Annotated in this window: 16 protein-coding genes, 1 tRNA gene and 1 CRISPR repeat array (1 of these 18 cut by a window edge); of the genes, 15 read left to right on the top strand and 2 right to left on the bottom strand. The window is 43.3% G+C overall.

What is annotated here, in order from left to right; translation table 11 throughout:
* Nucleotides 1–608 precede the first annotated feature (608 nt).
* From ACHEVO_RS02890 to hemB, 4 genes are all read left to right on the top strand, one after another.
* Nucleotides 609–2,009 carry an efflux RND transporter periplasmic adaptor subunit gene (locus tag ACHEVO_RS02890; RefSeq protein WP_394123818.1) on the top strand — a complete coding sequence of 467 codons (1,401 nt, stop codon included), beginning with the start codon at nucleotides 609–611 and terminating at the stop codon, nucleotides 2,007–2,009.
* Nucleotides 2,010–2,043: 34 nt separating this feature from the next.
* Entirely contained in the window at nucleotides 2,044–5,274 is a 3,231-nt protein-coding gene (locus tag ACHEVO_RS02895; protein WP_394123819.1) for an efflux RND transporter permease subunit, read from the top strand.
* On the top strand, nucleotides 5,271–7,085 hold the full coding sequence (locus ACHEVO_RS02900; RefSeq protein WP_394123820.1) for an efflux transporter outer membrane subunit: 1,815 nt from the start codon (nucleotides 5,271–5,273) through the stop codon (nucleotides 7,083–7,085). The genes ACHEVO_RS02895 and ACHEVO_RS02900 overlap by 4 nt, the downstream gene beginning before the upstream one ends.
* 268 nt (nucleotides 7,086–7,353) lie before the next feature.
* Nucleotides 7,354–8,361 (top strand): porphobilinogen synthase, encoded by a 1,008-nt coding sequence (hemB, locus tag ACHEVO_RS02905; RefSeq protein WP_394123821.1) that lies wholly within the window; start codon nucleotides 7,354–7,356, stop codon nucleotides 8,359–8,361.
* A gap of 87 nt (nucleotides 8,362–8,448) precedes the next feature.
* On the opposite strand, the gene ACHEVO_RS02910 is transcribed toward hemB, so the two are convergent.
* On the bottom strand, nucleotides 8,449–9,426 hold the full coding sequence (locus ACHEVO_RS02910; protein ID WP_394123822.1) for a glutathione S-transferase family protein: 978 nt from the start codon (nucleotides 9,424–9,426) through the stop codon (nucleotides 8,449–8,451).
* Between the two features lie 311 nt (nucleotides 9,427–9,737).
* Between ACHEVO_RS02910 and ACHEVO_RS02915 the strand changes: the two genes are divergently transcribed.
* Nucleotides 9,738–9,814 (top strand) — tRNA-Val (locus ACHEVO_RS02915).
* Nucleotides 9,815–10,043: 229 nt separating this feature from the next.
* Here ACHEVO_RS02915 and ACHEVO_RS02920 read toward each other — a convergent pair.
* Nucleotides 10,044–10,271 carry a helix-turn-helix domain-containing protein gene (locus ACHEVO_RS02920; protein ID WP_394123823.1) on the bottom strand — a complete coding sequence of 76 codons (228 nt, stop codon included), beginning with the start codon at nucleotides 10,269–10,271 and terminating at the stop codon, nucleotides 10,044–10,046.
* A gap of 117 nt (nucleotides 10,272–10,388) precedes the next feature.
* On the opposite strand from ACHEVO_RS02920, the gene ACHEVO_RS02925 reads away from it, so the two are divergent.
* From ACHEVO_RS02925 to cas6f, 10 genes are all read left to right on the top strand, one after another.
* On the top strand, nucleotides 10,389–10,604 hold the full coding sequence (locus ACHEVO_RS02925; RefSeq protein WP_075107543.1) for a hypothetical protein: 216 nt from the start codon (nucleotides 10,389–10,391) through the stop codon (nucleotides 10,602–10,604).
* An 11-nt stretch (nucleotides 10,605–10,615) separates the two neighbouring features.
* Entirely contained in the window at nucleotides 10,616–11,821 is a 1,206-nt protein-coding gene (locus tag ACHEVO_RS02930) for an Arm DNA-binding domain-containing protein (RefSeq protein ID WP_394123824.1), read from the top strand.
* Nucleotides 11,808–12,098 carry a hypothetical protein gene (locus ACHEVO_RS02935; protein WP_394123825.1) on the top strand — a complete coding sequence of 97 codons (291 nt, stop codon included), beginning with the start codon at nucleotides 11,808–11,810 and terminating at the stop codon, nucleotides 12,096–12,098. Before ACHEVO_RS02930 ends, ACHEVO_RS02935 begins: the two co-directional genes overlap by 14 nt.
* 10 nt (nucleotides 12,099–12,108) lie before the next feature.
* Entirely contained in the window at nucleotides 12,109–12,429 is a 321-nt protein-coding gene (locus tag ACHEVO_RS02940; protein WP_394123826.1) for a hypothetical protein, read from the top strand.
* 174 nt (nucleotides 12,430–12,603) lie between these two features.
* Complete coding sequence (gene cas1f, locus ACHEVO_RS02945) at nucleotides 12,604–13,596, top strand: type I-F CRISPR-associated endonuclease Cas1f (protein WP_394123827.1); 993 nt, start codon at nucleotides 12,604–12,606, stop codon at nucleotides 13,594–13,596.
* 3 nt (nucleotides 13,597–13,599) lie between these two features.
* Complete coding sequence (gene cas3f, locus ACHEVO_RS02950; RefSeq protein WP_394123828.1) at nucleotides 13,600–17,082, top strand: type I-F CRISPR-associated helicase Cas3f; 3,483 nt, start codon at nucleotides 13,600–13,602, stop codon at nucleotides 17,080–17,082.
* 228 nt (nucleotides 17,083–17,310) lie between these two features.
* Nucleotides 17,311–18,690, top strand: coding sequence for a type I-F CRISPR-associated protein Csy1 (csy1, locus tag ACHEVO_RS02955; RefSeq protein ID WP_394123829.1), 1,380 nt, complete (start codon nucleotides 17,311–17,313; stop codon nucleotides 18,688–18,690).
* A complete protein-coding gene (csy2, locus tag ACHEVO_RS02960) occupies nucleotides 18,687–19,658 on the top strand; it encodes a type I-F CRISPR-associated protein Csy2 (RefSeq protein WP_394123830.1) in 972 nt (323 codons plus the stop codon). Before csy1 ends, csy2 begins: the two co-directional genes overlap by 4 nt.
* A 67-nt stretch (nucleotides 19,659–19,725) precedes the next feature.
* On the top strand, nucleotides 19,726–20,736 hold the full coding sequence (gene csy3, locus ACHEVO_RS02965) for a type I-F CRISPR-associated protein Csy3 (RefSeq protein WP_394123831.1): 1,011 nt from the start codon (nucleotides 19,726–19,728) through the stop codon (nucleotides 20,734–20,736).
* Between the two features lie 3 nt (nucleotides 20,737–20,739).
* Nucleotides 20,740–21,345: a type I-F CRISPR-associated endoribonuclease Cas6/Csy4 gene (gene cas6f, locus ACHEVO_RS02970; protein ID WP_394123832.1), complete on the top strand. Its 606-nt coding sequence runs from the start codon at nucleotides 20,740–20,742 to the stop codon at nucleotides 21,343–21,345.
* Between the two features lie 178 nt (nucleotides 21,346–21,523).
* Nucleotides 21,524–22,877: a CRISPR direct-repeat array (repeat unit 28 nt; unit sequence CTTCCTCACCGCATAGGTGACTTAGAAA) (it continues 2,454 nt past the right edge of the window).

Genomic DNA, 22,877 nt, shown 5'->3' on the forward strand with positions numbered 1-22,877 from the left:
GTCGGTCAAAGTTTGATGACGTTTATTAGAGACATAGTGATAGTTATTTTTTATGACTGTAATTAGGGGTTGCTAAAATTGTCATTTTGTTGACAAAGTCGATTTTCTATCGTTTAAAACCCTTAGTTACTATAGGGTTTTAGATTTATAACAAAAGTTTACAATATATTTTAATACTAGGTTGTGCATGGTTGTATTAGCTGTTAATAGAGACGACGCTTACTATGACGGTAATCTATTAATTCGTAAACTGTAATATTACCGCTTTTCGGTCCAGCTCATATCGCAAACTACTTGACTGTGGGGTTACCCCAATAGTTTATAATGACTCATTAAATTTATTAATCCATTCTGTGGTTTGCTTAAACAATTAATGCTAAATAATCCTTTCGGTACTTAATCCATATCGATGTCAGATTTTCTATTAGTCATATTTCACTAACGGAATAATCTGAAATTGGAATAAATAATGCTAGCTTAGGCTATTTATTCTTTTCATTTAGCATTAGCAAGTTATTTAGTATTAGCAAGACCCTTGTATTCAGTACGCCAAACTTATTGATCGATTTTTATACTGTCACTATTTATATATATTGCCGAGGACATTGATGAAGCACTCTTATCTTGCGCTTGTAATAGCATCTGTACTATCTGGAGCTGTACTGGTTGGCTGTGACAAAAACGAGGACGCCGCTGGTGCGCAAGCCGCACAGCAGCAAATGCCGCCCGCGGTTGTCAACGTTCAGACAGTCACTCTCGATACCGTCCCTCAAGTACAAACTTTTTCTGGTCGTACTGCAGCTTATCAAACTGCTGACGTCCGCCCACAGGTCAACGGTGTGATTGACGAAGTATTATTCCGTGAAGGAAGCAACGTCAAAAAAGGTCAGCCACTGTATCGCATCAACACCGATAACTATGCCTCATCTGTAACGAGTGGCCAAGCTGCCGTACAGCAATCACAGGCTAACTATCAAACTGCTGTGGCAAACAATGCCAATGCAAAAGCTGAATTGGTCAGTCGTCAAGCGTCATTAGCACAAGCGCAAAATGACTTACAACGTCTGCAGGGTCTGGTCAGTATTGATGCCATCTCAAAGCAGCAGTACGATCAAGCACAAACAGCCGTACGTACAGCACAAGCAGCAGTACAAAGTGCCGCCGCCGCTGTCGGTCAAACTCAAGCAGGTATTGAGAGTGCAAAAGCAGGCATTCAGACCGCAAAAGCAGGTTTAGAAGCCAGTACCTTAGATCTAAACCGTACAATCGTACGTGCGCCGCTAACCGGTCGTACTGATCGCTCTAGCGTCACTGCTGGTACTCTAGTCAGTGCTGGTCAAGCAGATCCATTGGTGACTATTTCACGCTTAGACCCTATTTATGTGGATATCAGCCAGTCTTCTTCTGAATTGCTCAAGCTTCGTCAACAGATAGCAGATGGTACTGCTCAGCCAGGTATGAACTCAGTTGAATTGGTACTAGAAGATGGGTCTGTTTACCCAGTACGCGGTAAGCTTGCACTGTCTGAAGCCAAAGTTGATGAGTCAACAGGTGCTGTCACCTTGCGTGCTATTTTCCCAAACAGCAATAACATCCTGCTACCAGGTATGTATGTCACGGCACGTTTGACGCAGAGCGTTATTACCAACGCAGCTCTCGTCCCGCAAAGTGCGGTCACTCGTACGCCTAAGAGTGAGACGCAAGTCTATATCGTTGACGAAAATAACAAAATCCAAGTACGTCCGGTCACCATTAATGGTACTTACGATGGACAATGGGTCGTCACAGAAGGCTTGAAAGCAGGTGACAAAGTGGTTGTGATTGGCGGTGCTAAGGTCAAACCTGACCAAGAAGTGGTCGCCAAACCGTTAGAAAGCGCAAATCCAGCACCAGCTGCACAAAGTGCGCCTAATACCAAAACGCCGCAGCAAGCCGCAAAAACGATGGATAAAAAGCCAGCTGGCGATGAGACTTCTACCAAAAAACCAACAGAAGCCGCTGCCAACTAATTCCATTCAAGACAGGAAGACTTAGGGATATACTATGTCACGTTTTTTTATTAATCGCCCTATTTTTGCATGGGTGCTGGCTGTTTTGGTCATGCTCATCGGGGTGATATCCGTTCTTAATCTACCGATTGAACAATATCCACGTATCGCACCACCAACGATTTCAGTCAGTGCAAGCTACCCTGGTGCTAATGCGCAAACCGTAGAAAACTCAGTAGTACAGATCATTGAGCAGCGTATGAAAGGTCTAGATGGCCTGATGTATATGTCATCGTCGAGCTCGTCAAATGGTAGTGCGTCTGTGACGCTAACCTTTGAAAACGGTACCGACTCTGATACTGCGCAAGTGCAGGTACAGAATAAACTACAAGCCGCGATGAGCTCGCTACCTGAATCAGTGCAGCGTCAAGGTGTCAACGTCAACAAATCATCTAGCAGTTTTATGATGGTACAGGCGTTTATCTCTGAAGACGGCAATATGGATCGGGCCGATATTGCCGATTATATTAACTCTAATGTCCTCGATTCGATCAGTCGTGTCGAAGGTGTGGGTGACGTTCAGGTCTTTGGTTCTACTTATGCGATGCGTGTTTGGTTAGACCCATCACGCCTACGTAGCTACAACATGATACCTTCAGATGTCGTCAATGCGATACGAGCACAGAATGCTCAGGTATCTGCTGGTCAATTGGGGCAAGCACCTGCCGACACAGACAAACAGGTTATCAACGCCACTGTTACTGTACAAAGCTATCTACAAACGCCTGAAGAATTTAAAAACATTCTGCTAAAAACGGACACTTCTGGTGCACAAGTACGTTTGGGTGATGTAGCAGATGTCGAAATCGGTAGTGAAAACTATAGCGTTGTCTCTCTCTATAATGGACAAGAAGCCGCCGGTCTTGGTATTTCGCTTGCGGGTGGTGCTAACGCGCTTGAAACTCGCGAAGCTGTTGGCGCACGTATGGCAGAGCTGGAGCAAAACTTCCCAACAGGTCTAGCGTCAGTTGTTCCTTATGACACAACGCCATTTGTACGTCTCTCTATTGAGCAAGTAGTACATACACTTATCGAAGCCATTGTCTTAGTATTTATCGTCATGTTCATTTTCTTACAGAACTGGCGTGCAACCATTATTCCAACACTTGCGGTACCTGTCGTTCTATTGGGTACCTTTGCGGTGCTATACGTTGCTGGCTTTAGTATCAACGTGTTGACCATGTTTGCCATGGTATTGTCCATCGGTCTACTGGTCGATGATGCGATTGTCGTCGTAGAGAACGTCGAGCGAATACTAGAAGAAGATCCTCACATCTCTATCAAAGATGCAACCGTCCAGTCGATGGGTGAAATCAGTAAAATCGTTATTGGTATTGCGCTTATCTTGTCCGCAGTATTCGTACCGATGGCCTTCTTTGGTGGCTCAACAGGTGTGATTTATCGTCAGTTCTCTATCACACTGATTACCAGCATGGTGCTCTCTGCCATGGTCGCGCTTGTATTCACCCCTGCCCTATGTGTGACCTTGCTAAAACGTGGCAAAAGTCATGAAAAAGGCAGTACCGAAAAGCAAAAAGGCTTCTTTGGTTGGTTCAACCGCGGCTTCTTTAAACTTAGCCGTTCGTACGAAAACTTTGTCGGCAAAAGCATTCGTTTTAAATGGTTATACATGATTGGTTATGCAGCCATCATCGGTATTATGGCGGTGGTGTTCTTACGTATTCCAGGCTCGTTTTTACCAGAAGAAGATCAAGGTATTATGTTTACCTTGGTTCAGCTTCCGGCTGGCTCTACGTTAGATGAGACGCAGGATGTATTGGATAAAGTCAGAAACTATTACGATACCCAAGAAACCGATAATATCGCTTCGGTCTTTACCATTGCAGGCTTTAGTTTTGCAGGTCAAGGTCAGAATATGGGTCTGGCGTTTGTGCGCTTATCAGACTGGGAGGAACGCTCGGGCGATGAAAACACCGCTCAGGCTGTCGCCGGTCGGGCCATGGGGTATTTCTTTACTCAGCTAAACGAAGCACAAGTATTTGCCATCGTACCACCCGCGATTACCGAGCTTGGTAACGCCAGTGGTTTTGACTTAATGATTCAGGACAGTGGTAACCTCGGACATGATGGGCTACTTGAAGCCCGAAATATGCTCTTAGGTATGGCTGCACAGAACGATCAAGTGGCTGGTGTACGTCCTAACGGTCAAGAAGATTCGCCACAACTTAAAGTAAATATCAATCAAGAACAAGCGGCAGCCTATGGCCTGTCACTAAGCAATATCAATAGCGTCATCTCGACAGCGTGGGGCTCAAGCTACGTTAATGACTTTATCGATCGTGGCCGTATCAAACGCGTCTATGTACAAGGTGAAGCCAGCAGCCGTACCAACCCTGATGATATTGGCAAATGGTATGTACGAAATGACATGAACGATATGATTTCGTTCGATGCATTCTCTAGTAGTGAGTGGCAGTCAGGCTCACCGCGTCTTACTCGTTACAACAGCCTACCGTCAATGAACATCCAAGGTAGCGCCGCACCAGGACTAAGTACTGGTGAAGCAATGAGCTCGATGGAAGCGATGATAGACAAGCTACCTGAAGGTATCAGTTATGAGTGGACAGGCATGTCATTGGAAGAGCAAAAATCAGGTGCCCAAGCGCCGATGCTTTATGCGCTTTCAATCCTAGTTGTCTTCTTATGTTTGGCAGCCTTGTACGAAAGCTGGTCTATTCCCTTCTCTGTGCTACTAGTGATTCCACTTGGGGTATTGGGTGCAGTGATATTTACCTGGCTACGTGGTTTTGCCAATGATATCTACTTGCAAGTTGGTCTTCTGACTGTCGTTGGTCTATCCGCCAAAAACGCTATTTTGATTATCGAGTTTGCAAAAGAACACCAAGAGGAAGGTTACAGTCTCAGAGAGGCCGTCATGACCGCAGCACGCCAGCGTTTGCGTCCGATTATCATGACCTCGCTTGCCTTTGGTCTGGGTGTTGTGCCATTATTCTTGGCGAATGGGCCAGGTTCAGGCAGTCAAAATGCTATTGGTACTAGTGTTGTTGGTGGGGTAATCACAGCAACCCTCTTAGGTATCTTCTTTATCCCAATGTTCTATATCTGGGTGCGTAGTGCGTTCCCGCATAAATATGAGAACAACACACCCAATGATAAAGATGGTGGCAATGGTACGCCTAACTCGCATAACCCAACACCTTCTGAGAGTTATCAGCCTGCAAGTCTTGGAGACAATACACAATGAGTGCTCAACAAACATCTATCATCAACTCGTCATCGGTAGCTATTACAGCTATCGATGCGCAGCCAGCACTATCTCGTTTGCGCAAAAATAGTGGCCGCCTGTTAGGGCTGACTGCATTGGCAATCAGCATGGCCGCTTGTAATACCATTCCAAAAGCAGATATGCGTCCTGTGCTAGCAGAGCCGAATATCCCTATGCAGCAATCTTACGGTGCATTTGATAAAGAGACTGTCAGTAGTGCTGACCAAGCAAGTATTGCCAGTCAGCGTTGGCAGAATTTTTATAGCGATGAGCGCCTAAAAGGTCTGATTGCTCTCGGTCTTGAAAATAACAAAGACTTTGAGAGTGCGCGCCTAGCGATTGAAAAAGCACGTGCACAGTATCAGATTACCGATATTAATGACTTGCCCGCTATCAACGGCAGTGCTGGTTATACTCGTTCAGCACAGAATCGTACTGATCGAAACGCTAATAGTAGCTACAGCGTTAACTTAGGTCTTGCCAATTATGAGCTCGACTTTTGGGGTAAAATCTCAAGCTTAAAAGATCAAGCATTGCAGAATTTCTTGGCGACTACAGCAGCCAAAGATGCGACCCAAATCAGCTTGATTAGTAATATTGCGCAAAGCTACGCTAATCTAAGCTACAGCTTAGCGCAATTAAAACTGGCTGAAGCTACAGTTGAAAGCCGTGAGCGTTCATTATTTATCGCGGATAAACGTTTTGAAGCAGGTATTGATCCTAAGCTACCTTCACTACAGTCTTCTGCCTCATTAGAGAATGCCAAGCTTGCCGTATTACGTGCACAGACCAGCGTTCTTCAATCACGCAATGCATTGCAGTACTTGGTTGGTGGCGCGATTCCAAACGAGCTTATCCCAACACCTGCTGTCAGTAATATCACCAGCCAGCAGATATTCAATGCAGGTCTACCAAGTGAATTACTGCGCTATCGCCCTGATGTATTACAGGCAGAATACAACCTAAAAGCGGCTGGTGCGAATATCGAAGTTGCCCGTGCCTCTTACTTCCCATCTATTAGCTTGACCAGTAGTGTGGGCGTCAGTAGCGGCAGCTTAAATGACTTGTTCAAAAATGGTGCCGTTGGCTGGTCGTTTGGACCTAGCATTAGCGTCCCTATCTTTGATGCAGGCCGTTTAGATGCCAACTATGATGTGGCTCAAATCGAACGTGAGCAAACGCTTGCTAGTTATGAGAGCTCTATTCAAACGGCATTCCGCGAAGTATCAGATGTACTTGCCACGCGTGCAACACTTGGTGAGCAGTTAGAGGCGCAGTATCGTCTGCAAGATAATTTTGAGCAGACCTATCAGATAGCAGATGCGCGCTTTAAAGCAGGTATCTCGAACTATCTGGACGTACTTGATGCGCAGCGTTCACTATTCTCTACTCAGCAAGGTATCCTAGATTTAGAGCTACAGAAAATCGTTAGCCAGATTGAGCTGTACCAAGCGCTTGGTGGTGGTGCGAACCTTGATGTACCGTCTGTCATCCCTGTACCGCAGCACACCAACTTGGCGCAAATTGTCACTGGAACTGCTACTAGTGCAAAAACCAAAGCGACAAATGCCATCAAAGCAGCTGGTTCAGCGCGTGTGACTACGCCGCAAGAAGCTGTCTCCATTAAACAGTCGCAAGCGGTAGAAACGACTACTTTTGAGCCTACTGCTATCGTCGATGTGAATGATGATGGTAAAAAGGATGCCGCTGTAGGTGTGGTCACTGAAGAGACTCGCTTCAATAACGATAGTGTTGAGCAAGTTCCTGTGACCCAGATTGTTGAGCCTTAAATGAACCAGCCTTAATCTGATGACGCAACTCTATCATCACATTGACAGTCGATACGTACTATCAGCCCTACCGACTTAACGTGGTAGGGCTTTTTGCTTTTATTGACGTCTTTTGGTTATAGTAGGCTCACTTTATACAAGCTCTCTTTATATAAAGCCACTTACAAAGCACAGATTTTGATAAGCTGATTCTATAAAATACCGCTTATAGCGATACTATTTTAACCATGTAACATGATAACTATTAAAACAATCATAAGGAATTATTATGAGCTATACCTTTAACCGTCAATACCCTGCTACTCGCTTACGTCGCCTACGCTACAACGACAATGTACGTTCAATGATTCGTGAAGTGGAGCTGCATCCTAAGCACTTTATTGCCCCTGTCTTTGTATTAGAAGGCGAAAACCAGCGCGAAACCATCGCTAGTATGCCGGGCGTTGAACGCTTATCGATTGATTTGCTAATCAAATATGCCAAAGAGTTATTAGCAGAAGGTGTCACAACCATCGACCTTTTCCCTGTGATCGATAACGCTTTGAAAACACCGGACGGTAGCGCCGCTTATGACGAAAACGCCCTAACTGCACGTACGATAAAAGCAGTCAAAGATGCTGTGCCAGAAATGGTCGTTATGACTGATGTAGCATTAGACCCTTATACCTCACATGGTCAAGATGGCCTGCTTGATGACAGCGGTTACGTCATCAATGATGCAACCATCGAAGTATTGGTCAAGCAGGCGCTGGTACATGCGCGTGCCGGTGCAGATATCATCTCTCCTAGTGATATGATGGATGGCCGTATCAAAGCCATGCGTGATGCGTTTGAAGCAGAAGGTTTTGTGAATACGGCTATCATGGCCTACTCAGCCAAATATGCTTCTGCTTACTACGGTCCATTCCGTGATGCCGTCGGCAGTGCTGGCAACCTAAAAGGTGGCCATAAGAAACAGTATCAGATGGACTTTGGCAATCGTGCTGAGGCGCTACATGAAGTGGCTATGGATATCAATGAAGGCGCAGATATGGTCATGATCAAACCAGGTCAGCCTTATCTTGATTTGATTCGTGAAGTCAAAGATACCTTTGGCGTCCCAACCTTTGCGTATCAAGTCTCAGGCGAATATGCCATGCATATGGCAGCCATTCAGAACGGCTGGTTAAGTGATGCAGTGATCTTAGAGTCGCTGATTGGCTTCCGCCGTGCTGGTGCTGATGGCATTTTGACCTACTTCGCTCTAGAAGCGGCCCGCCAGCTAAATAATGCCTAATAGTAGTTAAACTACCTTTTATATTGTAAAAGCCCTAGCTACCTATTAGTAGCTGGGGCTTTTTTTAATACTTTTTGATAAATAAAACTATAGACGTGCACGGTCATGTGGCTCAGTAAAATCAATCACTGGGCCAGCAGGGACAATACGCGTGGGATTGATATTGGCATGACTGGTGTAATAATGCTGCTTGATATGATTCATATTTACCGTCTCTGCAACACCAGGTACTTGATATAAATCACGCAGATAGCCCCAAAGGTTTGGATAGTCAACGATACGGCGCAGATTGCATTTAAAGTGCCCAACATAGACAGCATCGAAACGAACCAACGTCGTAAACAGTCGCCAATCTGCCTCAGTTATGTTGCTACCTGTCAGATAACGCTGATGCGCCAAGCGCATCTCAAGAGTATCTAATGCTGCAAATAGCTCAATTACAGCCTCTTCGTAAGCCTCTTGTGTGGTAGAGAATCCTGTCTTATACACGCCATTGTTAATAGTTGAATAGACAAAGGTATTGATATCATCAATTTCTTGTAACAACTCTGAAGGCACGAAATCACCTGCTAGCGCACCAACCTCATCAAAGGCAGAGTTAAACATGCGAATGATTTCAGATGACTCATTACTCACGATTGTGTTTGTTTTTTTATCCCACAAGATAGGTACGGTGACACGGCCTGTATAGTCTGGCTTGGCCTTGGTATACAGCTCATAAGCATAGTCTGCATTGATAACTGGATCAGCAACGACGCCTGCACCCTCTGCAAACGTCCAACCATACTCACCCATATACGGATGTACTACAGATATCGGAATGATGTTTTCTAAGCCTTTAAGCTTGCGGTAGATAAGGGTACGGTGTGCCCAAGGACAGGCTAGCGACACATATAAATGATAGCGGTCAGGTTCGGCTTTAAAGCCCTCAATACCTGTAGGCCCTGCACTACCATCTACCGTTACCCAGTTTCTAAAACCAGCATCTTCACGCTGAAAGCGGCCGCCACTCTCTTTTGTCTCATACCACTTGTCTTGCCACTGCCCGTCTACCAAGAGACCCATGTTATTCTCCAACTGTTTTTAATATTTGTTTAACGCTTAGTCAGTATGACTGACTTTAAGCCATTATGATCATGACGATTACGTTGTTTAGGGAGATATCATACCAGTTATAAGGGTTTAATCATTAGCGTCACCCCGTTTATTAACAATAAAAACTAAACCGTTTAAATTTAATGTTTAGTAAATATATACAAAACTATATCTAAATAACTAATATAAGCCTGAATACCAGATATTATGATAATAAAAGAGGTTTATGCTAAAAAAGACTTGCAAAGTCTGGGAAACTTGCTAAAATGCTCAACCTAAATAGGCGTATAGCTCAGTTGGTTAGAGCGCTACCTTGACATGGTAGAGGTCGTTGGTTCGAATCCGATTACGCCTACCAGATTCGAAAAGCCCCAATCTTAAGATTGGGGCTTTTTTTTGTCCGTGAAATATGGGCTGTAGCGAAAAATACGTGCCTATATCGACTCATAGTCATGATTATGCAATCAGATTTAAATCATTTAAAAAAGTGACGGTGACCAAATGGTGACCAAAACGTGACCGACCCTTAAAAACCATTAAAATTAAAATCCTCTTTTTGACCTCTACCTTAAACTGTAAGCTAAAACCTATTTCTGAGTATTTTTCTCTTTATCCTCTTTTATATATTCAAAAATATCCCCCACCTCTACTTCTAAATACTCACAAAGCTTATCTATAGTATCAAAATCAATTCTAGATGATTGATCGTTATATATCTTATGTAATGTCGTCTTGCTTACCCCTGTTGCTCGTACGGCATCCGCTACTTTTAGCCTTCTTTCAGCTAACAAAGTTGGGAGATGGTTAACTATCATTTTACAAACTCCAATTATAATTATAAAAAGTACTTGCATAGTTATAAATTTATGGTAAATTACAACTATGGTATTTAAAAGTACCATTATGGTTAAACTTTATATAAGGAACATATTATGTCACATACCTACCTAACTACCCAAGAGCTTTCTGAGCTCATCAAATACAACCCTCGTACTATCCGTAATGAGCTCAAGGATAGTGTGCTTATCGAGGGTATTCATTACATACGTCCATTTGGTGGTCGTAAGATTTTGTACATTTGGGAAGAAATTGAAAAAGATATGCGCACTGGTATCGCCGGTAGCGTCAATGCCATGGCACTTCAATAAGGAGAAATAGAATGGCTAGTATCAGAAGTAGATACGGCAAACTTGTTGTCGATTTTTATTACATGGGTATACGCTGTCGGGAGACGACAAACCTAACAGACACACCAGCAAATCGCAAGAAGCTTGAAAAAGTGATTGAGAAGATGGAAGCAGAAATCATCTTAGGACTGTTCAACTACGCTAAGTACTTTCCAAAAAGTGATAAAGCGGCACAGATGGTAGCGTTAAACGATCGCAAGGAATGTATTAATACCGATACGCCCTCTTTTGAACAGTTTGCAGAATTATGGTTTTCTGAAAAAGAAATTGAATGGCGCGATACCTATAAGCGCAAAATAAAGGAGATTATTGATATGTACTTGATTGCTAAGTTTGGGACTAAACCCATTCATCTCATAAAAAAGACAGATGTATTAGCCTTCCGTTCATCGCTCGCCAAAGTAACGTACGGAAAAGCTAACAAACATCTGTCAGCGGCACGCATCAATTCGATAATGGTACCTTTAGGTATGATACTAAAAGAAGCAGCTAAACGCTATAAATTTGATAATCCTTACTACGATATCAATGCGCTCAAACAGCCTAAAACGGATATTCAACCATTCACACTAGATGAAGTTTGGAAATTTATTAATGGTGTAAGAGCAGACTATCGCAATTATTATCTGGTACGTTTTTTTACAGGGATGCGTACGAGTGAGATTGATGGGTTGACGTGGGAGAACATTGACTTTAATCGACGTGAGATTGTGATCAAACAAGCTTATGTCAAAGGCAAAATTGTTCCTCCTAAAACTCAAGAGTCTTACCGTGCGATTCAAATGTCACCTTGGGTCTACGATGCTCTGAAGGAACAGCAGACCATCACTTATAAGCGATCTGATTATGTGTTTTGCGCGCATACAGGTGAGCCACTTGATTACAACAACGTGAATAAACGTGTTTGGCACCCTACTCTTAAGATTTTGGGTCTCAAAAAGCGTAATGCTTATCAGACTCGTCATACCGCAGCGACGCTATGGTTAGCTGCTGGCGAAAGTCCTGAGTGGATAGCCAGTCAAATGGGACACTCTACAACCAAGATGCTATTTAACACGTATAGCCGTTACGTACCGAATATGACTCGGCAGGATGGTAGTGCATTTGAAGCATTGGTCAATCGCAGTCAGATTGCTCAGGTATCTACCGATAAGGAGTCTCACCATGAAAATGATTGATTACGATAAACTGCATGCGACGTTTAAACCTAGTGGCTATGTCAGTAGTGACGCAAATAATATGGCTAACTCTTTAATTTGTGAGCTCTATATTCAGTCAGGTAGTGGTTTGGCTCGTTTCTTAAACGTGGATAGCTGCTTCGATAATCATATGGCAATGCGAGTATGGGTACAGAAGCGCTTAGATGCCAATCCTGACTATGTACTTGATGAGATGCGTGGTCAGCTACAGAGTACGCTTTACGAACTACTACCACATACTGGCTATGGATACTAAGGAGGGTATTATGAGCATGAACTTTGTCTTTGATTCAGCTCTAGATGATACAGCAAAGCGTTTGTGCCATGAGTATTGGTCCTATGTGTCGCCCAGTGATTATATAGCGCATTTAGAACTGCTTTGTTATGAACACAACACGGAGACTGATGTTTTATTTGCTACACTTGCAAAATGTCAGGTTTATTTAGATGACGTACACTGTGAGTACTGTGGTCGTCCCTACCAATTAGATGTCCCAGCAGATATTCCTCATGCGAGGAGATTGAACTCTTGGTTTTGTGAGGGGTGTATTAGCTTTTCTGGTGGACAGCTTATTGTAGATAAATAGGTTTTTGGAAGTAATTTATTACCAGACAACTTAGGTTGTCTGGTTTTTATTGCCTTTTAAATCTTTAACGACATTTGTTGTCGTATTAAAAACCCTACCTGTTGTTTTACAAACAAAGTTTCGTTAAAGTGAATTCATATTCAATTTTTCTCACTGTTAATAGACGGAACTATAATGGCGAAACCCAATAATGCCTATACCGACAATAGCTTTGTCTCTTCAGATCTCAAAACCATTTTGCACTCCAAACGTGCCAATATCTACTACCTGTCGCATTGCCGAGTCATGCAAAAGAGCGGGCGTGTGTTGTATCTTACTGAAGATGACAAAGCTAACCTCTATTATAATATTCCTATCGCTAACACTACCTCCATTCTACTTGGTACAGGCACCTCCATTACTCAAGCGGCGATGCGCCTTTTATCACAAGCAGGCGTGTTAGTTGGCTTTTGCGGCGGTGGTGGTATGCCGTTATTTATGGGCACAGAGCGTGAGGTCTACGTTGAGTGGATGACTCCGCAAAGCGAGTATCGACCGACTGAATATATTCAAGGTTGGATGAGCTGGTGGTGGGATGATGATAAACGCCTTGCTGCAGCCAAGCAGTTGCAAATAGCTCGCGTTGCTTATCTGCAAGCGGTATGGAATAAAGACAGCGGCCTTAAACGTTGGGGTTTTGACAGCAATATCGATGCGATACAGAAACTGCTCAATGATAATATTCAGCAAATCGATAAGCAGACAGAGGTCATGCATTTATTGCAATTGGAAGCCCGCCTGACCAAGCAACTGTATAAGCTAGCTGCCAAAAATACGGGTTATGACGGCTTTACCCGTGAGCACGATGGTATCGATAAGGCCAACGGCTTCCTCAATCATGGCAACTATCTGGCGTACGGTCTCGGTGCCACAACCTCATGGACGCTTGGCATTCCGCACGGTTTTGCGGTGATGCATGGTAAGACACGGCGCGGTGCCTTGGTGTTCGATATTGCCGATATCATCAAAGATGCGTTAGTGCTACCCCTCGCCTTTATCTGTGCTAGTGAAAATATGAGCGAGCAAGAATTTCGCCAAGAGTGCATTAATATGTTTACCAAGCACAAAGCGCTGGATTATCAGTTTGAGGTGATTAAACAGTTGGCGATGACTAAGTGGAAAGTGTAGAAAATGATTGTTACCTTTGTCTCTCAATGTGAGAAGAAATCACTCAAGCGCACACGACGTATCTTAGACTCCTTTGCTAACCGCATTGGTGATAACGTTTGGCAGACGGCTATTACTGAAGATGGGCTACAGACGGTTAAGCAGCTCTTGCGTAAGTCAGCGACCAAATCTACGGCGATCAGCTGTCATCGTAATAAGACTCGTCAGCTGACGGAGTTGGTATGGATTGTGGGTAATAAGCGGCGGTTTAATGAGGTTGGCGTGGTTCCTGTGAACCGTACCAAAATAAATATTCTGCACAGTGAGTGGGAGAATGAATGGAGTTATGCCAGTAGTATTCAAATTATCGCTACACTTGCTGCATTACTCCACGACATTGGCAAATCAACGGTTGGTTTTCAAAAGAAACTCCTTGTCGGTAGTAAACAAGGCGACTCTTATCGGCATGAGTGGATATCATTAAAACTGTTTGAGCTGATGATTGGCGATTGCAGCACTGACGAAGCATGGCTTGACCATTTAATGAATTTAAATGAATGGTTAGAAAATAACAATATAGAAAATCTACTATCTAATGCTAATAAAGATGTCGTCAATATAAAAGCTATGCCGCCCCTAGCACAGTGGATTGCTTGGCTGATTGTCACTCATCACCGCTTGCCACCTATCAAAAAGGTTTTTTACCCTTACAAAGATATTCAACGTTTGCAATTACCTCAAAATACGTTAGAGATTAAAAGAGACTTAAATCAGTTTTATGGAAAAATTGAGCCGTTCGACTATTGGGTAAAAAATCCTAAGTCGTTAGAGGAGATGACCAAAGCGCAATTAAAGGACTTTTGGCAATTTGAGCATTTAGTCATTAATAGCCCAGCTTGGCAAAAGAATATCAAGCGTTGGTCTAAAAAAGCCTTAAATGACCCGACCTTAATGCAATTAAGCCAGCAAGCAGTTGATGATAACAAAGCCATCAGCGATCCATTCTTACTGCATATATCACGGTTATGCTTGATGGTAGGCGACCATAATTATTCTAGTCTCAAAGAAGACGACTCTCGCTGTATCACAGTCGATAGCAGCTTTAAAAATTTAGCCGCTAATACCGACCGAACCGCCAGCACGCCAACCGTTAAGCAATCTCTTGAGGAGCATCTATTAGGTGTCGGAGCTTTTACAGCACATTTTTGTCGTGCACTTCCTATCATTGCCAGTGAAATGCCAACACTACGTAATCATGATCCATTAGCTAAACCTACTGGGATTGAACGTTTTAAATGGCAGAATCAAGCTTTCAAGATGACTTATGGTTTGCAAGAAGCCACGCGCGAGCATGGGTTTTTTGGAGTTAATATGGCATCAACAGGTGCAGGTAAAACCATCGGTAATGCACGTATCATGTACGCTCTAGCTGACCCAAAAAAAGGAGCGCGCTTTACTATCGCTTTAGGACTGCGGATTCTAACCTTGCAGACCGGTTTAAGCTTTCGTAAAAACTTAAAATTGGCAGGTGACCAGTTAGCCATATTAGTCGGTGGTAGCGCCAATAAAAAATTGTTTGAGCTGGCATACGATAACAAGACTAATGATATTACTGACATTATCGGTGAATATAAAAAGGACGATGAGCCTGATAATGAGTCTGAAACCTTTGGTAGTGAGTCCAGCGAAGATTTGTTATATGAAATCGTCAATAGCGACATTGACTATCAAGACTATGAAGCGCTGAATCTCGATACGGTCATCGCTAGCCCTAAAGCACGCGATTTAATATTTGCGCCTATCGTGACCTGCACCGTTGACCATATTATCCAAGCCTCTGAGTGCAAACGTGGTGGTAAATATATTGCCCCCATGCTGCGACTGCTCAGTAGTGACTTAATACTTGATGAACCTGATGACTTTGATCAAGCGGACTTGCCTGCGCTGTCACGTTTAGTGCATCTAGCAGGACTTTTTGGTACGCGAGTGCTGCTTTCATCTGCAACCTTGACCCCTGACTTGGTGACAGGACTGTTTGAAGCCTATATGGAGGGGCGAAAACTATTTAATCAAAGTCAGAATAAACCTACGCCAAAAGTAGTTTGCGCATGGTTCGATGAACAGCCCAAAGCGATGCTATCGGAACAATGCAGCGACGTTAATGGCTTTCAAAACAGTCATAAACAATTTTGTGAAAAACGTGCCAGCTATTTAGCCCAGCAACCTATCAGACGTAAGGCAGAAATATTGCCTTTTTCAGCTAACTATACAAAGGATAAAGCGTCGCAGTTTTATAACACTTTGGCACAGACTTTGGTTGATGCTGCCATAGGCTTGCACTATAAGTATCATGAAGTATCTGATAATAAGCTTCAAGCTGATAAAGATGTGCGGGTAAGCATTGGACTCATTCGCGTTGCCAATATTAACAACATTACCAGTATCGCTATGCAGTTATTTAAAGCAGACAACATAACAGTGCCAGATGACACGGTTATACATGTAGCGTGCTATCACGCTAAGCAGCTTTTACTACTGCGCAATGCTTTGGAGAATAAGCTAGATAGAATTTTAGACCGTAGCGATAGTAAAGTTAGCATTTTTGTTCATTCTGAGATTAAGCAAGCCATTGCTAATAACCCTAATAAAAATCATATCTTTATGGTACTGGCTACTCCTGTCTCAGAAGTCGGGCGCGACCATGATTATGACTGGGCAATCGTAGAACCCTCCTCTATGCGCTCTATCATCCAGCTGGCTGGGCGTGTCTGGCGACATCGTCCTGACAAGGTTGCTAATGAGCCAAATATCCTGCTGCTGCAATACAATATTCGCTACTTTAAGCACCCTAATGGCAAGCGCCCTATCTTTACCTATCCAGGGTTTGAGACCACGCTGTTTAAACCACCAAGCTACGATTTGAATGAGCTCATGACAGCAGAACAATTAGCACAAGTTGATGCCAGACCTAGAATTAAAGCAGCTCATGATAAAACAGTAGAAACGCTGAGCGACCTCGAACACCAAGTTATGCGGCATCTCCTTAACAGCCCTAAGCTTAACTATGTCAATGCTTACTGGGATAGCAAAGCCACAGCCAATCGTACGCATACTCATCTACAGCAAATCAGTCCTTTTCGAGCTGGCACTCCGCAAGACGATTGGTTATTAATTCCGCGCATGGTTAATGATGATGAAGAAACTGATGTGCCAACGACAGGATTTGATGCTTACTATGCAGAAGATGTATTTGAAAAAGGTTTAGTTAAAGCTACCATCCATAATAAAACCATTCAGCCGCTAGACTTTAATTTTGAGCACGCGCAAATAAAGCCGTGGTTGAGCACTTCATTGAATGACGTCTTGCAGGACTTACAGGCGGCACAGCCTGATAAGAGCTTGCTTTCATTAGCCATTACCTACTCGTCAGTGTCACTTGATAGCATCAAGGCTAATAACAGTCGCGGCTGGGCGTTTCATGAGTTTTTTGGTTTTGTGCGGGAGTGAGTTATTGTCATGGAAAAAGCATGATTCTAAGTAAATACTTTCTATTTTTTGCTAATAATTACAAATACTTCAGCTAAAGACAGCATCACAGATTACTAATTTAAATAACTGCACTCTCAACTATCTAACGTTCTTGGCGTAGGCTGGGTTTTTAACCCAGCTTCGAAACTTTGCAAAAGCTAAATGCTGGGTTAAAAACCCAGCCTACAACTATTTAGGATGTTATTTATGAACGATATACCCCCAGAGCTAGCAAGCAATGCTGTTAAAGCTTTCCTTGCTAGCCAATACGACAAAAAGACTGAAACCGAGCAAAAGCAGCTCGCTAAAGCCATTGAAAATAAGGAGCATGAAAAGGCTTCAGAGTTAAAAGAAACCTTAGCAGATGCTAAAGATAAATATAGCGTCAATAATTGGATTGCTGACGCTGCAACGCGCATGGCAAAGCAATTAAATTTTGGTACGCATATCTCAAAAGGGGTACACCCTGACGCCAAGGGCGATAACGTCAGTTTTGAAGTCATAAATAATTTATCAGAAACCATCGTCGGTACGCACTCAATAGATAGTAGCTATATTGATGCTAATGGTAATGCTGCTGCCCTGCCCCTTGCGGCTTTTTTCGATTTTGAAATAAATGAGACAACTAAAATTCGTGATCTTATTCTAGACGATAATACTGACTTTGTTGCTTCACTTAACAGTGACCAGACTCTTGCAAATACTTACCAACAGACCTTTAAAGAGGCACTACAAAACAACATTATTGAGCCAGTCACTCATGAGCGTAATAAACAGACCTTATGGGTGACCAACGCTTATGAAGAGACCGACATTGAGCAGCTTAATTATATTAATATCGTCCCGCTTTATCCTTCTGTACTTACCCATGAAGTTTACCAACGCGTCAATCATCTTAAATTTTCTGATGAGAATAAAGCTGCCCGCGATAATCGCTTTAAGAAAACTGCCGAACAGCGTCCTTATGTGAGCTTAAATAATTTGGCAACCGTTCAGCTTGGTGGCACTAAGCCGCAAAACGTCAGTCTGCTCATGAGTAAACAAGGTGGCCGTAATTACCTCCTTCCTTCTCTGCCACCAATCATCAAGCAAGACCGCGCTTTTAAATTATCCAAATTTGCCAATAGTATCTTTAGCACTGGCATGGAATATAACGCCCGCGAAGCCATCCAAAATATTTTTAAGTCCATTAATGATACGCGCAATATTGTCGATGTCAGAGACGCGCGCAAACGAGCTATCGATGAAGTGTTATATCAGATATTTGCCGCAGCAGAAGATATACGCACTACCCTACATGCTGGCTGGTCAAAAGACTATGAGCTTGACCGCATTGAGAAGCTTTGGCTCGATCCCAAACGCGCCGACCTTGATAGTGAAGCTGAGTTCAAAGCAGCACGTGAAGAAGATGACGCTTGGCATAGTCAAATTATTCATCGTTTTGCGCGTTGGCTCAATACCTTAATGCAAGCTGAATTTAAGCAAATAGCCAGCGATTTTGGTGATGCTGAGCATTTGGAATGGGAGCGTGAGATTGAGGATATGAAAAAACGCTACGAGCGCGCAGGCAAAGGAGTATTTTTATGAGCCGCATAGATGATGACAATAATATTGGTGTGGTTGGCTATTTGATGTTTAAAAAGGTCGTCATTGAAGGAGCGAATACTATCTCAAGTCCGCTGACTTATGGCTTCCCCGCTGTCACTGGGTTTTTGGGTAGCTTTCATGCGATGTCACGAAAAATGGTAGATGATGAGCTGCTCTCTGATGTCTGTTTAGGCGGTGTACTGCTTGCCTGTCACGACTGCCAACCACAAATGTATCGTCCTAATAGTTATAACAATTACACTTTCAACCAAACGCGTAATCCCATCAAAAAAGATGGCAAAACCGCCTCTATAATTGAAGAAGGCAAATGCCGATTGGTGATGACCTTTGTAGTCGAGATATTAGGTACAGATACCTTAACTAATGAGCAGCAAGATTATGCCATGCAAAAAACCAAGCAGTGGCTACAGCAGCAGCGTATGGCTGGTGGTAGCGTAAGGGGCTTGGCAAGGTTTGAGCCCGTGCAATTCTTTGATAAAGATGACGTCAGCTCTATTACTGCGCAATTACTGCCGGCTTTTGTGTTAATGGATGCGCAGGACGACTTTGCCGAGATTATCGATAAGGTGCAAGCAGACAACCCAGACGCGACGCCACTAGACGCTTTGATAGATGTTTGTACACTACATCATATTCCTGAAACCCAAAAAAACGGCGATACAAAGTGGCTAACTACCTCACGTAAAAGCGGACATGGCTGGCTAGTCCCTATGCCGATAGGTTATCAAGGTATCTCTGATTTATATGACGCTGGCATGATGCAAAACGTGCGCAATCCTGAATATCCTAGTCAATATGTTGAAGCTATATATAGCCTTGGTAGGTGGGTTTATCCGCAGCGTCTAAATAGTGTCGGCAGTGATAATGATATTGCTAACGCGTTTTGGCATTACCGTTATGATGCTGATGAATCACTTTATTTAGTCACTCAAAATCGAGAGTTTTAATTTTACTTTGTTCTAATCAATAACCCGTTCAATTAACTTTTAATTTCTTACAATCATGGAGAATAATATGTCAAAAACAGCCATAAAAACTGCATCCGTCCTAGCCTTTGAGCGTAACCTTGATATCTCAGATGGTTTCTTTGCACAAACAGACAGCCAAACTGCTAACGCTAAAATTAGTCCTGTAACCATTAACGAAAAATCTGTCAGAGGTACGATTAGCAACCGTCAAAAAAGCGCCATTGCTAAAGACCCTGCCAAGCTTGATGCCGAGATTCAAAAAGCCAATCTACAAACGGTAGATTCAGCCTCATTAGATGAAACCAATGATACTCTGATTGTAACGTGGAGCTGTAAGGTGTTGCCGTTCACCGGTAAACCTAGCGTCTGTAACGACCAAGATTATCAACAGGCCTTAGTCTCAACGGTACAGGATTATTTGGATAACCAAGGCGTTAATGAGTTGGCTCGTCGCTACGCTAGTAATATTGTCAATGCCCGCTGGTTGTGGCGCAATCGTGTAGGCGCTGAAAGTATTAAGGTTAATGTTAAATGTGATATTGATAGCACTAAACACGACTTCGAATTTGATGCAAAGTCCATTTCACTAAAAGACTTCAATACAGACGATAGCAAAATCAATGAATTGGCTAAGCTGATTGAAAAGGGTTTAAATGGCGACGCTTTTATCATTTTATACGTCAAAGCCGCTGCCATAATGGGTTACGGTCAAGAAGTTTATCCCTCGCAAGAACTGGTACTCGATACGGGCAAGAGCAAAAGTAAAATCTTGTATGAGATTAATGGTAAAGCAGGCATGCACTCTCAAAAAGTCAGCAATGCCATTCGCACTATCGATGACTGGTATCCTGAAGCCGAGTTCCCTATCGCTATCGAACCTTATGGTGCGGTCACGACTTTGGGTACAGCGTTTCGCCAACCTAAAGATAAAATGGACTTCTACAGCCTGTTTGATAACTGGGTATTAAAAGGTGAATCGCCAGACGTAAACCAGCAGCATTATGTCATGGGCGTACTTATCCGTGGCGGCGTATTCGGTGCCAGCGGCAAGGAGTAACTTATGAGTCAGATGACCCATTTCCAAGAAATCACCATCATCCCTGACCCTGAGATTGCCCCTTACTTCATTTGGAGCAAACTATTTACCCAATTTCATATTGCATTAGCGGAGATGAAAAATGATCACAGCATCGATTCCGTTGGTGTCAGCTTTCCTGACTATCATTATGACGAAAAGGGTAAATCATCCAAGCTTGGTCTAAAACTTCGAGTCTTTGCTCCCAGTAAAGAGGATTTAGAGACTTTAGATCTCAATAAATGGCTAGAGCGATTGACGGACTATGTGCATGTGAAGCGCATCAATGAGGTTGGTGACAAAGCCAAAGGTCACGTTATGATCAGACGCTACCGCCATAAAAACGTGCTTAAGCAAGTTGAAGCATTTGCTGAGCACAAAGGCATTACGCTGGAGGCGGCACTGATACACTGCGCCAAACACAAGCAGGATAATAAGCCCTATCCGTATATCAACTTAAGGAGCATCAGCAACAATCAACCCTACGCATTATCTATCATTCAAGAAATGGCAGATAACGAAACTCAAGGGTCGTTTAACAGCTATGGCATTAACAATGCGGTAGCTAAGGTTACTGTGCCCCATTGGTAAGCTACTTATAAGGTAATGACGAATTACCCAAAAACTGGGACAAAAAACCCTTTTTTTGAGCTATTTAAAAACTTATAATAAAATCAATCAGTTACACTAGGTCGAAAAATGGAGGGTAAGATAGGGTGTTTCACTCTCCACGCCTTATTGTAACTGAGTTTTTTGAGGTATAATTCCTCTTCCTCACCGCATAGGTGACTTAGAAAGACTACCATAGCGCGGATCGCAACGTCGCCCACTTCCTCACCGCATAGGTGACTTAGAAAAAAAAGAACAGCAGCAGGTCTTAAACATGGTGCTTCCTCACCGCATAGGTGACTTAGAAATTACACCGCCAAGCGTTACCTATTTTCATTAACTTCCTCACCGCATAGGTGACTTAGAAACGAGCAATAAGCGACACGGGTTCGCGCCCGTGCTTCCTCACCGCATAGGTGACTTAGAAAGTCAGCGCATCTAGTCGCTCATTAGCCAAGTCCTTCCTCACCGCATAGGTGACTTAGAAATACGCGACAGCCAAAGAGTGGATGAAGGATTACTTCCTCACCGCATAGGTGACTTAGAAAAACACGATTAAACCATTGGTCTAAACGTCTTTCTTCCTCACCGCATAGGTGACTTAGAAAAAAAGCGCGGTGAGATTATGAGGCGCGAACGCCTTCCTCACCGCATAGGTGACTTAGAAATACGAAACCAAGGCGGCAATAGCGCTTTACAACTTCCTCACCGCATAGGTGACTTAGAAACATGCCATTAATGCCACCAAAGAAGCGACCTTCTTCCTCACCGCATAGGTGACTTAGAAACATCGCTCCTCAATCGCATCACGATTGGTCACCTTCCTCACCGCATAGGTGACTTAGAAAGTTCGCGTTGCCGGGTAAATGCGTCGAGTTAACTTCCTCACCGCATAGGTGACTTAGAAAGATTGAGCTTATGAGTTCGCTCACGCTAATGTCTTCCTCACCGCATAGGTGACTTAGAAATTTAAAAACTCTATTGGCGCGCCGAAAACAGACTTCCTCACCGCATAGGTGACTTAGAAAATCCAGCGGCAAGTTTTTCGCCATAACCTGTGCTTCCTCACCGCATAGGTGACTTAGAAATGCCCTTATAGCTGCTTGAGTAGCATTTAGGTCTTCCTCACCGCATAGGTGACTTAGAAACAACTCAGCGCACCTGCGCACACTAAAGCCAGCTTCCTCACCGCATAGGTGACTTAGAAAAATCGAATACGTTTTTCTAACGTGTCGATATACTTCCTCACCGCATAGGTGACTTAGAAAAATAACCAACGCATTGCACGTTACTAATGAACCTTCCTCACCGCATAGGTGACTTAGAAATCCATTGCCTTGTTGGTTATATCAACAATGATCTTCCTCACCGCATAGGTGACTTAGAAAATACAGTCACCTACGTTACCTTGCATATGCTTCTTCCTCACCGCATAGGTGACTTAGAAAGTCACTTTATCGTACAAGACGATGGTGTTGCGCTTCCTCACCGCATAGGTGACTTAGAAACGGAAA

Origin of the sequence: Psychrobacter nivimaris, assembly GCF_043419765.1 — a bacterium.
Taxonomy (GTDB): domain Bacteria; phylum Pseudomonadota; class Gammaproteobacteria; order Pseudomonadales; family Moraxellaceae; genus Psychrobacter.